Origin of the sequence: Streptomyces sp. NPDC050546 (genome assembly GCF_044457425.1) — a bacterium.
Lineage (GTDB): Bacteria > Actinomycetota > Actinomycetes > Streptomycetales > Streptomycetaceae > Streptomyces.
Window position 1 is genome coordinate 113,857 of sequence record NZ_JBITGX010000008.1, and the last position, 12,077, is coordinate 125,933.

At 70.8% G+C, this 12,077-nt stretch carries 7 protein-coding genes; 5 read left to right on the top strand and 2 right to left on the bottom strand.

What is annotated here, in order from left to right:
* The first annotated feature begins 4 nt into the window (after positions 1–4).
* The 3 genes from ACIBK5_RS21045 to ACIBK5_RS21055 are packed head-to-tail and all read left to right on the top strand — an operon-like array spanning position 5 to position 5,513.
* Entirely contained in the window at positions 5–1,159 is a 1,155-nt protein-coding gene (locus ACIBK5_RS21045) for a hypothetical protein (protein ID WP_399021398.1), read from the top strand.
* 47 nt (positions 1,160–1,206) lie between these two features.
* On the top strand, positions 1,207–2,403 hold the full coding sequence (locus ACIBK5_RS21050; RefSeq protein ID WP_399021399.1) for a hypothetical protein: 1,197 nt from the start codon (positions 1,207–1,209) through the stop codon (positions 2,401–2,403).
* Positions 2,394–5,513 carry an SUMF1/EgtB/PvdO family nonheme iron enzyme gene (locus ACIBK5_RS21055; RefSeq protein ID WP_399021400.1) on the top strand — a complete coding sequence of 1,040 codons (3,120 nt, stop codon included), beginning with the start codon at positions 2,394–2,396 and terminating at the stop codon, positions 5,511–5,513. The genes ACIBK5_RS21050 and ACIBK5_RS21055 overlap by 10 nt, the downstream gene beginning before the upstream one ends.
* A gap of 54 nt (positions 5,514–5,567) precedes the next feature.
* Here ACIBK5_RS21055 and ACIBK5_RS21060 read toward each other — a convergent pair whose 3' ends face one another.
* Positions 5,568–7,097, bottom strand: coding sequence for a helix-turn-helix domain-containing protein (locus ACIBK5_RS21060; protein ID WP_399021401.1), 1,530 nt, complete (start codon positions 7,095–7,097; stop codon positions 5,568–5,570).
* A 96-nt stretch (positions 7,098–7,193) separates the two neighbouring features.
* A complete protein-coding gene (locus ACIBK5_RS21065; RefSeq protein ID WP_033308449.1) occupies positions 7,194–7,394 on the bottom strand; it encodes a DUF4236 domain-containing protein in 201 nt (66 codons plus the stop codon).
* Positions 7,395–7,670: 276 nt separating this feature from the next.
* Between ACIBK5_RS21065 and acnA the strand changes: the two genes are divergently transcribed.
* Together acnA and ACIBK5_RS21075 are read left to right on the top strand one after the other, a co-directional pair.
* Positions 7,671–10,388, top strand: coding sequence for an aconitate hydratase AcnA (gene acnA / locus ACIBK5_RS21070; protein WP_399021402.1), 2,718 nt, complete (start codon positions 7,671–7,673; stop codon positions 10,386–10,388).
* Positions 10,389–10,532: 144 nt separating this feature from the next.
* The gene (locus ACIBK5_RS21075) at positions 10,533–12,038 is read left to right on the top strand and encodes a sensor histidine kinase (RefSeq protein ID WP_399021403.1); all 1,506 of its coding nucleotides are present in this window, start codon (positions 10,533–10,535) and stop codon (positions 12,036–12,038) included.
* The last annotated feature ends 39 nt before the right edge of the window (positions 12,039–12,077 follow it).

Below are 12,077 nucleotides of genomic sequence, written 5' to 3' on the forward strand. Positions count from 1 at the left end.
GCCGATGAGCGTCTGGACCGAAACGGACCTGACCTTCGTACAGGAGCGCGCACGACACTGGGACCTCCACTACTCGGACCAGTTCTGGGGCGGCCCGCTCTACGACCTCGTCGAGCCGCTGCTGGGCTCGTTCAATCCCGACTTCGGCGTCCCCAAGCAGATCGGCACCCCGTCGGAGTCCCTCCCCGAGACCACCGCCACGGTCCTGCTGGCCCTGCACCGCATGAATCTCCTCAGCACCGCCATGCGGCAGCGGATGCAGGAGTACCTGTGGTCCACCCACTACGCGCTCGCCGTCGGCATCGGTGAGGACGCCAAGTACCCCGAGGCCGAGTGCTGGAGTTCGGTCTCGCGCAACGTCTGGGCGACGGCCACGTCGCTCTGGGCGCTCATCGCGACCGGCTACCGGGGCAGACACGAGGGACGGTACGCCTCCGCGGTGAGGTGGCTCGTCGACGCGCAGGACGAGCACGGCGCGTGGGGCTTCAGCAGGGACGACCAAAACCCTCCGTCCGTCTTCCTCACCGCGGTGTGCGCGTACACGCTGCGCCTGACCGCGGCCCTTCTCGACGAGGCCGCGCACGGGATCGACAAGTCCGCCGCCGGGTCGGCGGTCGACTCCGCGGTCGGATACCTGAAGCGGGCCAGGCGCAGGCGGAGCGGCCTGTGGCACACGGAAGCCGGGGAGCCGGAGCCGACCAGCAGCGCGATGGCACTGTGGGCCGTACGGCGCTGCGGCAGTGCCGACGACGGCGAGCTGGTGCGCTCGGGTGTCCGCGCGCTGTCCAAGGCCGTCGGCAACGGACAGTGCGCCGCCAGCCTGGAGATCGCTGCGGGAACCCTTCCGGATTCGCGTGAGGCGATCGCGCTGCAGGGCTACACGCCCGCCATACCGCTCGCACTGCTGCAGGTCGACGTGGACCCCTTCCACCGGCTGGTTCTCGGACCGCTCCAGTACCTCCGCACCAGCCGCCGGGCCGACGGCTGGGAGTTCCCGGTGGTCGGAACCGCCAGGCAGGGCCGTTACGTCAAGGCCGTCCCGTACGTGGGCACCGGTGAGGCCCTGACGTTCACGACGGCACTGGCCCTGCAGACCGCGCACGCATGGCACCGGCGGGCCGTCCGCTGGACCATCGAGCAACGGCTGACCAGGACCTGAGCACGGCCGCCGCTCGGATCAGGGAACACACGACCAAGGGGGTCACGGTGACGGCTGTCCTGTTCGTGCACGGCACGGGGGTGCGCAAGGCGTCCTTCGACAGCACTCTCGACACGATCTCCCGGTCGCTGCTCGAACGACGACCGGACCTCACGGTGCACGGGTGCTTCTGGGGCCGCCGGTACGGCAGCTCCCTGTACGCCAAGGGGGCATCCGTACCCGTCGCCGACGGAGCGCGGGGTGCCGGTCCTTCCGGTGTACCGGAAGACCTGGACGTGCTGTTGTGGGAGCGGCTCCAGGACGACGCGCTCTTCGAACTCGGGTTGCTGGCACTGACGGACCCACCGGACCCGCGGGGCGGCGGCTTTCACCCGGGCCGGGCACCGGCCGGCCGGGCACTGCGGAGCAGACACGACCGGTTCGCTACCTCCGAAGAGGTCGGGCGGTTGTTCGGCGAGGCCGGACTCTCCGGACAGTTCGCCGACGCCTGTCGCACCGTCGCCGCGTCGGAGGCGTTCGGCGACCTGGAGGACAGCGGCGTCGCGGCCGTCGACGTCTGGCCGGCCGTGGTCCGCGCGACGGTCGCGGAGGCCCTTCGGAGAGCGGAGCGGGAAGACGCGCCGGCCCTCAGGGTCGTCCACGACAGGGAACACCGGGACGCTTTCGTCCGGAAGCTCGTCCAGGCCACGGACGACGAGTACCGCGGGGTCGTCGGCGGCTGGGCGAAGCAACGCGTCGGAGCCTTCCTCGCGAACAGGGCCACCTCCTACATGTCCCGACGGCGCGGAGCGTTCACGGGCTCCGCGTCCCTCGTCGCGGGCGACATCCTGCTCTACCAACGCGACGGCGCGGCGATCCGGCGGTACGTCGCCGACCGCATCAGCGTGCTGGAACCACCGGTGACGGTGATCGCGCACAGTCTCGGCGGCATCATCTGCCTCGACCTCCTCGCCACCACCGGCCGGTCCGACGTCCGCCTCGTCACGGTGGGCACCGCCGCACCGCTGTTCTGGGAGCTCGACGCGCTGTGGGGCCTGCGCGCGGGCGCTCCTCTGCCGGACGGCTTCCCGGAGTGGGTCAATGTCTACGACCAGCGGGACTTCCTCGCCTACGTCGGTGCCCCGGTCTTCGGGGAGCGGGTGCGCGACGTCCGCGTCGACAACGACCTGCCCTTCCCCGGTTGCCACGGCGCCTACTGGTTCAACGAACAGTGCCGCGAGACCATACTCAGCGCGTGCCCGTGAACGAGTTCCTGAACGCTCGCGCGCTGGTGGTGGGAGTCGAGGCCTACGACGCCGGAGAGGACTGGGAGCTGGTGGGCCCCGCCGCCGACGCGTTCCGGTTCACGGACTGGCTGCTGGACATGGGCATGCCCGGAGCGCACATCAGTCTGTTCGCCAACAGCGCGTCCCCGGACGCCCTCGACGCATGGCGGCAGCGGACGGGCGTCAGTGTCGCGGAGCCCGCGTGCGACGCCATACACGCCGCGCTGCTCGACGTGGTCCGGGAGCACCCGTGCGACGTCCTCTTCCTCTTCTGGGGCGGGCACGGCATCACCGATCCCGACGGCAGACTGCGCCTGTTCACCTGTGACGCGCGCGAGGACGTGCTGCGCAACGTCGACCTGGACGACCTCATGGTGGCGTTCCGCTCGTCGACGTTCGCCGAGGTGCGGCGCCAGATCCTGATCGTCGACGCCTGCCGGCGCTTCGTCCCGTACCGCGAGCTGCGCCGGGGGCTGCCGACCGTGTCCCTGCCCCGGGGCGAGCTGGGCCGGACGGACCAGTTCACCCTGTGCGCCACCCGGGAGGGCGACCTGGCGGGCAACGACACCGGCGCCGGGACGGGACGGCTGTCCTCGGTGCTGCTCGACGAGCTGCCGGTCACGCCCGGACGGCTGCCCGACATGGAGGCCGTCGCCCGGCAGGTGCGGATCGAGTTCGAGCGGCTGCGAGCCCTCGGCGAGACCACTCAGATACCGGTGTTCTACTCGTCGCGCGGCTACGACGGCAGCGTGCGCTCGGACCAGCTGGTCCCTTGGACGACGCCCCTCACGACCGAACCGGTGGCCGACGCGCGGCAGTACGTGCGGCGACTGGTGCGCAGGCTGGAGAGCCGGCTCGTGGGCGAGGTCAGGCTCAGCGGCATGGGGCCGTCCTTCGACTCGCTGGAACGCTCGTCCGTGGTGACCAGGGCGCAGGTCCGGTCCACGTCCATCAGTGCCGAGCACACTCTGGTCCCGGACGTCGTCGGGTACGTACGACGCACGGCGGTGCGCCGGATGATCGTCAGCGGTGCCCCCGGGATGGGCAAGAGCGTGCTGCTGGACCTGCTGGCGCTGGCGCAGTGCCGCGCCTACCAGGGCGACGGGTCGGCGATACCCGTCGAGGTGACCGGCCACGACGGCACGGGCCGGGAGTTCGTCCAGGCCGAGGACATGCTGCGCCACGCGGTGCCCTTTCTGCGCGGCGCCGCGCAGGACGAGCTTCTCCACCCGTGTGTCTTCTACTGCGACGCGTTCGACGAGATGACGTCACGGCAGCAGTCCGCCGTCCTGGACTTCATGCGTGACCATCCGAACGCGTCGGTCATCCTGTCGACCCGTACCACCCGGGGACTCGACTGGTCGGTGCCGAACTGCGTGGAGGTCGAGTTGCTCCCTCTTGACCCGCCGGAGGTCCTGCGTCACCTGGAATGCGAACTCGGCACGAGCGTCGCGGAGGAGGTCTTCCGGCAGCTCGCCGGGCGCGACTACGAGAAGGTCCAGGACGGGTGGCGAGCGGCCGGCGGGACGCGTGAGCAGCTGTGGTCCCTCCCGGCCACCGTGCCCCGGAAGCTCCCGGGTGATGTGGCGGCGCTCCGCCTCAAGCTGCTGCGCGACCCGCCCGCCGCCCTGCAACTGGCCCGCACTCCCTTCCTGCTGCGGGCCATGGTGACCATCCGGCGGGAAGGCGAGTACCTCGACCTCTCGAAGCCGGACATTCTGCACCATCTGATGACCGCGCTGTGGGGCAGACTGCACGCCGAGGTGGGCTACCGCGACATCACGCTCGACCAGTTGTTCTCCGGTCTCGCGCCCTTCGCGGTCAAGCTCATCCGTGACCGCCAGGAGTGCTGTGACCTGGCCTCCGTCACCGCCTCGCCGACGGGACCGGGGGAGGCGCCCGCCCCTCGCCTCTTCGAAGCGGCGGTGCTGGCCGGAATCGTCGGGCAGGACGGCACGAGTGTCGCCTTCCGGCACCGTGTGATCCGCGACTACTTCGCCGCCTCGGCGCTGGCCGGCCACATCCCGGACGGGCTGTCCGTCGACGAGTACGTGGACCAGGGGGCCTGGTGGGTGGAGACGCCGTGGCGGGCCGCGCTGGGGTTCGTACCCCGGTTCCAGGGCAGCCTCGAGCCGCTGGTCGCCTGGCTCGGACAGGCGCAGCCGGAGGCGGCGGCGCTGTGCATCGGCGAGAACGGCAATCTGCCCGGAGAGTCCGCGCGGCAGAGCATCCGCACCGTGGTCAGGGAGCGGCTCGCCGAGAGCGCGAGCCTGCCGCCGGCGGAACTCGCGGCGCTGGGCCGTGCTCTCGGCATGGTCGGAGACGACCGTCCGGGTGTCGGGGTCGGTCATCTGATGACGAGCAGCGTGCCCGCCATCGAGTGGGCGTTCATTCCGGAACAGCGGGTCCCGGTCTCGGAGTCCTCCTCCGTGACCGTCCCGGCCTTCCGCATCGGCAGGTACCCGGTGACCAACGCGCAGTACGAGGTCTTCCTGCGGGACGGCGGCTACGGGAAGGACCGTCACTGGACGAGGCGCGGAACCGCCCTGCGCGACCGGCTCGGCTGGTGTGCGCCCGAGTCGTACGGGCCGCCCTTCGACCTTCCCAACCATCCGATCGTCGGCATCAGCTACCACGAGGCCCTGGCCTTCTGCCGGTGGCTGGGGGCCCTCGGGGGCGAACAGGTGGCGCTGCCCTCGGTCGCGCAGTGGATGGCGGCGGCCAGATCACGCGAGGGAGTCGAGGGCTACCCCTGGGGGAGCGACTTCTCACCGGGCCGCAGCAACAGCAGGCAAGCCGGGATCAGAACCACGACCGCGGTCGGCGTCTTCGCCTCCGGGGTGAGCCACTTCGGCCTCTTCGACTGCGGGGGAAACGTCTGGGAGCTCTGTGCCCCCGAGCGCGACACCCGGCGCCCGCCATGGCTGCGCGGGCTGCGCGGACAGCCGGCCCAGGACGACTACCTGCCGATCAAGGGCGGGTCGTTCGCCCACTACTGGTGTTCCGTCAAGACCCGGACCGACGTCACCATCCGCGATGTCGACCGCGAATGGGACGTCGGCTTCCGGGTGGTCAAGCGGCTTCCCTGAGGGGGGAGGGCGCCATGGCCGAAACGGATGCCGCGGCATCCATCCGGAGGTGCGTCAGATGTCCCGGAACGTCTCGATCTGCGCCCCGATCGAGTTCAGCCGCTCCGCCAGGTCCTCGTAACCCCGGTTGATGACGTACACGTTGCGCAGCACCGACGTGCCCTCGGCCGCCATCATCGCGAGGAGGACGACCACGGCGGGGCGCAGGGCGGGTGGGCACATCATCTCGGCGGCGCGCCAGCGGGTGGGGCCCTCGACCAGGACGCGGTGGGGGTCGAGGAGCTGGAGCCGGCCGCCGAGGCGGTTCAGGTCGGTCAGGTAGATCGCGCGGTTGTCGTAGACCCAGTCGTGGATGAGGGTCTGGCCCTGGGCGACGGCCGCGATGGCAGCGAAGAACGGGACGTTGTCGATGTTCAGGCCGGGGAACGGCATGGGGTGGATCTTGTCGATCGGCGCCTCCAGCTTGGAGGGCCGGACGGTGAGGTCCACCAGCCGGGTGCGGCCGTTGTCGGCGAAGTACTCGGGCGTGCGGTCGTGGTCGAGGCCCATCTCCTCGAGCACGGCCAGCTCGATCTCCAGGAACTCGATCGGCACCCGGCGCACCGTCAGCTGCGACTCGGTGACGACGGCGGCCGCGACCAGGCTCATCGCCTCGACCGGGTCCTCGGAGGGGGAGTAGTCCACGTCCACGTCGATGGTGGGCACGCCGTGCACGGTGAGCGTGGTCGTGCCGATGCCGTCGACCTTGACGCCGAGGGCCTCCAGGAAGAAGCACAGGTCCTGGACCATGTAGTTGGACGAGGCGTTGCGGATGACGGTGGTGCCGTCGTGCCGGGCGGCGGCGAGCAGCGCGTTCTCGGTGACGGTGTCGCCCCGCTCGGTCAGCACGATCGGACGCTCCGGGCGGACCGAGCGGTCCACCATGCCGTGGTACTGGCCCTCGGTCGCGGCGATGTCGAGACCGAACCGGCGCAGCGCGATCATGTGCGGCTCGACCGTGCGCGTGCCGAGGTCGCAGCCGCCGGCGTACGGCAGCTTGAAGTGGTCCATGCGGTGCAGCAGCGGGCCGAGGAACATGATGATCGAGCGGGTGCGGCGGGCCGCGTCCGCGTCGATCGCCGCCAGGTCCAGCTCGGCCGGCGGCACGATCTCCAGGTCGACGCCGTCGTTGATCCACCGGGTGCGGACGCCGATGGAGCCCAGGACCTCCAGGAGGCGGTAGACCTCCTCGATGCGGGCGACGCGGCGCAGCACCGTGCGCCCCTGGTTGAGCAGTGAGGCGCACAGCAGTGCCACGCACGCGTTCTTGCTCGTCTTCACGTCGATGGCGCCGGACAGCCGGCGCCCGCCGACCACCCGCAGATGCATCGGACCGGCGTAGCCGAGCGACACGATCTCGCTGTCGAGGGCCTCCCCGATGCGCGCGATCATCTCAAGGCTGATGTTCTGGTTGCCGCGCTCGATCCGGTTGACGGCGCTCTGGCTGGTTCCGAGCGCCTCGGCCAGCTGCGACTGTGTCCAGCCCCGGTGCTGCCGGGCGTCACGGATGAGCTTGCCGATGCGTACGAGGTAGTCGTCTGCCATGAGGTTGAGGTTATCTCAGATATGAGATGGGGCTCGGTTGGGGGGTCCATTCGGGTGACGGGACGTCAATCCCGCCGCCCCTCCCGCCCGGCGGGCTCAGTGCCGCCGTGCCTTCGTGGTGCGCCGCCATCCGAAAGGTCCGGGCAGATCCATCGATGTCGTACGACGTCCCGTGCTGCTGCGCGTGTACCGGGGGCCGTTCTTCCCGCCGCCGGTGGTGATGGACCAGGAGCGCTTGTTGATGTTCAGTCGCACCCCCGGGAGGATCCGGAAACTCTTGCGGAACGTGAGCGGCATGCCTGTCTCCCTTCCGTTCGTGGCGTGGATACCTCGTTCGGATACCCCGGGAAGGGATGCACATGACCGTATGAAGGGTGCCGGGGCATGACCATCCGGCCCTCGTGTATTAGAGTTATCTCGACATCGAGATATCTGCCGAGGTGCACCGCAGCCGCGCGGCGCCACCGGTCCGACGGTAAGGGCTACCTAACTTAGCCTTACCTTAGCGGATCGGCCAAGTAGTCGTGGCGGCAGGATCGTGGTGGTACGCGCACATCAATGAAGGAGACTGTCGTGTCGGCGAACAGCTTCGACGCCCGCAGCACGCTGCAGGTGGGCGACGAGTCGTACGAGATCTTCCGGCTGGACAAGGTCGAAGGCGCCGCGCGCCTCCCCTACAGCCTGAAGGTGCTGCTGGAGAACCTCCTCCGCACCGAGGACGGCGCGAACATCACCGCCGACCACATCCGCGCCCTTGGCGGCTGGGACTCGCAGGCCCAGCCCTCCCAGGAGATCCAGTTCACGCCGGCCCGCGTGATCATGCAGGACTTCACCGGCGTGCCCTGTGTCGTGGACCTCGCGACCATGCGTGAGGCCGTCAAGGAGCTCGGCGGCGACCCCGCGAAGGTCAACCCGCTCTCCCCGGCCGAGCTGGTCATCGACCACTCCGTCATCGCCGACAAGTTCGGCACGAACGACGCCTTCAAGCAGAACGTCGAGCTGGAGTACGGCCGCAACAAGGAGCGCTACCAGTTCCTGCGCTGGGGCCAGACCGCGTTCGACGACTTCAAGGTCGTCCCGCCCGGCACCGGCATCGTCCACCAGGTGAACATCGAGCACCTGGCGCGCACGGTCATGGTCCGTAACGGCCAGGCGTACCCCGACACCCTCGTCGGCACCGACTCGCACACCACCATGGTCAACGGCCTGGGTGTCCTCGGCTGGGGCGTCGGCGGCATCGAGGCCGAGGCCGCCATGCTCGGCCAGCCGGTCTCCATGCTCATCCCGCGCGTCGTCGGCTTCAAGCTGACCGGTGAGCTGAAGCCCGGCACCACCGCCACCGACCTGGTCCTCACGATCACCGAGATGCTGCGCAAGCACGGCGTCGTCGGCAAGTTCGTCGAGTTCTACGGCGAGGGCGTCGCCGCCACCTCGCTCGCCAACCGCGCCACCATCGGCAACATGTCGCCGGAGTTCGGCTCCACCGCCGCGATCTTCCCGATCGACGGTGAGACCCTGAACTACCTCAAGCTCACCGGCCGCTCCGAGCAGCAGGTCGCGCTCGTCGAGGCGTACGCCAAGGAGCAGGGCCTCTGGCTCGACCCGGCCGCCGAGCCCGACTTCTCCGAGAAGCTCGAGCTCGACCTGTCGACGGTCGTCCCGTCCATCGCCGGCCCGAAGCGCCCGCAGGACCGTATCGTCCTGGCCAACGCCGCCGAGCAGTTCAAGACGGACGTCCTCAACTACGTCGACACCGTCGACGAGTCCGGCAAGGAGTCCTTCCCGGCCTCCGACGCCCCGGCCGTCGCCCCGAACGGCGCCCCGTCCAACCCGGTCACCGTGACCGCCCCCGACGGCACCTCGTACGAGATCGACCACGGTGCGGTGACGGTCGCGGCCATCACCTCCTGCACCAACACCTCCAACCCGTACGTCATGGTCGCCGCCGCCCTGGTGGCCAAGAAGGCGGTGGAGAAGGGCCTGACCCGCAAGCCGTGGGTCAAGACCACCCTCGCCCCGGGCTCCAAGGTCGTCACCGACTACTTCGAGAAGTCGGGCCTGACCCCGTACCTCGACAAGGTCGGCTTCAACCTCGTCGGCTACGGCTGCACCACCTGCATCGGCAACTCCGGCCCGCTGCCGGACGAGGTCTCCAAGGCCGTCAACGACCACGACCTCGCGGTCACCTCGGTCCTCTCCGGCAACCGGAACTTCGAGGGCCGTATCAACCCCGACGTCAAGATGAACTACCTGGCGTCCCCGCCGCTGGTCGTGGCCTACGCGATCGCCGGCTCCATGAAGGTCGACATCACCCGTGAGGCCCTGGGCACCGACCAGGACGGCAAGCCGGTCTTCCTCGCGGACATCTGGCCCTCCGAGGCCGAGGTGAACGACGTCGTCGCCAACGCCATCGGCGAGGACATGTTCTCCAAGTCCTACTCGGACGTCTTCGCGGGCGACGCCCAGTGGCAGGCGCTGCCGATCCCGACCGGCAACACCTTCGAGTGGGACGCCGAGTCGACCTACGTCCGCAAGCCCCCGTACTTCGAGGGCATGACGATGGAGACCACCCCGGTCTCCGACATCACCGGCGCCCGCGTGCTCGCCAAGCTGGGCGACTCGGTGACCACGGACCACATCTCGCCCGCCGGTGCCATCAAGGCCGACACCCCGGCCGGCAAGTACCTCACCGAGCACGGTGTGGAGCGTCGTGACTTCAACAGCTACGGCTCGCGCCGAGGCAACCACGAGGTCATGATCCGCGGCACGTTCGCCAACATCCGCCTGCGCAACCAGCTCGCGCCGGGCACCGAGGGCGGCTACACCCGCGACTTCACGCAGCCGGACGCGCCGGTGTCGTTCATCTACGACGCCTCGCGCAACTACATCGAGCAGGGCATCCCGCTGGTCATCCTGGGCGGCAAGGAGTACGGCTCGGGCTCGTCCCGCGACTGGGCCGCCAAGGGCACCGCGCTCCTCGGCGTCAAGGCCGTCATCACCGAGTCGTACGAGCGCATCCACCGCTCGAACCTCATCGGCATGGGCGTCCTGCCGCTCCAGTTCCCCGAGGGCGCCTCGGCCCAGTCCCTCGGTCTGACCGGCGAGGAGACCTTCTCCTTCACCGGTGTCGAGGAGCTCAACAACGGCACCACCCCGCGCACGGTGAAGGTCACCACCGACACCGGCGTCGAGTTCGACGCGGTCGTCCGCATCGACACCCCCGGCGAGGCGGACTACTACCGCAACGGCGGCATCATGCAGTACGTGCTGCGCAGCCTGATCCGCAAGTAAGCGGGCCGGCAAGGCAGTCGGAGGCAGTTCGAGGGCCGCGTTCCCGGGTGACCGGGGGCGCGGCCCGCGCCGTTCGTACGGGGACATCGCCGGTGCTCAGCCGGAACACAGGCTTCCCCCAGCGGACCGGGACAGGATCGGGACATGTCTGGCACCCCCGAGTCCCTGCGCACCCGGCTCCTCCTCCGCATCGGCGCCGCCCTCGTCGCCGTCTGCGCCGCGACGGCGCTCGCCGCCGTCCTCGCCCAGCGGGCCCTGCTGCTGGACCATCTCGACGGCCGGGTCATGGACGCCGCCGAACACGGCCTGGCCGGGGCCTCGCTCCGGCCGGGCGACGACCGGGACCTGACGTTCCTCGACGGGAACGGCCACCCCGGCGGACTCCTCGCGGCCCGTCTCCTCGCGGCCCGTCTCGACGCGGACGGAGCGGTCACCGCGGCGGCGGTCACCCGCCCGGACAGCACGCCCCGGGCCCTCACTGCCGGGCAGCGCGCCGCTCTGCGCGGCATCGCCGCCGACGGCACGCCCCACACCCGGACCGTCCCCGGCCTCGGCACCTACCGGGTCACGGGGCTGGACGCGAGCGGGGTCCGGATCCTCGCCGGGCTCCCCATGGACGACGTACGGGACGTGCTGAACCGCCTGGTCGTGGCCGAGGCGGTCGTCGGAGCCGCCGGACTGGCCGTCGCGGGCTGCGTCTGTGCCGCGGTCGTACGGCGTCAGCTGCGCCCCCTCGGCCGGGTCGCCGCCACGGCCGCCCGGCTCGCCCGGGCGCCGCTCGGCCACGACCGGCTCACCGGCCTGCCCCGGGTGGCCGAGGCGGACACCGACCCCGGCAGCGAGGCGGGGCAGGTCGGCGCCGCGCTCAACCGCATGATCGACCAGGTCGAGAGCGACCGTGCGGCCCGCCGCCGCGGCGAGGAACGCATGCGCCGCTTCCTCGCCGACGCGGGCCATGAACTCCGTACCCCGCTCGCGTCGATCGCCGGATACGCCGAGCTCATGAACCGCGGCACCGGACCGGCCGAGCCGACGCTGGCCTGGCGCCGGGTCTCCGCCGAGTCGGCGCGGATGACAGGCCTGGTCGAGGACCTCCTGCTGCTGGCCCGGCTGGACGAGGGCCGGCCCCCGCAGGCCACCGAGGTGGACCTGGTGGCCCTGGTCGCCGAGGCCGTCCAGAAAGCACGGGCGGCGGACCCGGACCGCACCTGGCGGCTGGCGCTGCGGCTCGACGCGCCGGCGCTGGTCATCGGCGACGAGACGGGGCTGGCCAAGGCCGTGGCGAACCTGCTCGCCAACGCCCGTGCCCACACCCCGCCCGGCACCACGGTCGTGGCCGCGGTGGAGGCCACCACCGAGCGCCGTCTCCTCCAGGTCCGGGACGACGGCCCCGGCATCCCGCCGCACCTCCTCGCCTCGGTCTTCGACCGCTTCACCCGCGCCGACACCTCCCGCTCACGCCGCGCACCGGACGATGTCGGCTCCGGCCTCGGCCTGGCCGTCGTCCAGGCGATCGCCTCGGCGCACGGCGGACACGCCGCGGTGCGCAGCACGCCGGGCCGCACCGAGTTCACCGTGGAGCTGCCGCCTGCCCCGGACGGGGAGCCGCCGTTGCCGGCGGAGGTGCCGGAGTTCTCCGAGCAGTGCTGACGGCGGTGTGCGGCGCGCGGGAGCACGCCGAGTTCACCG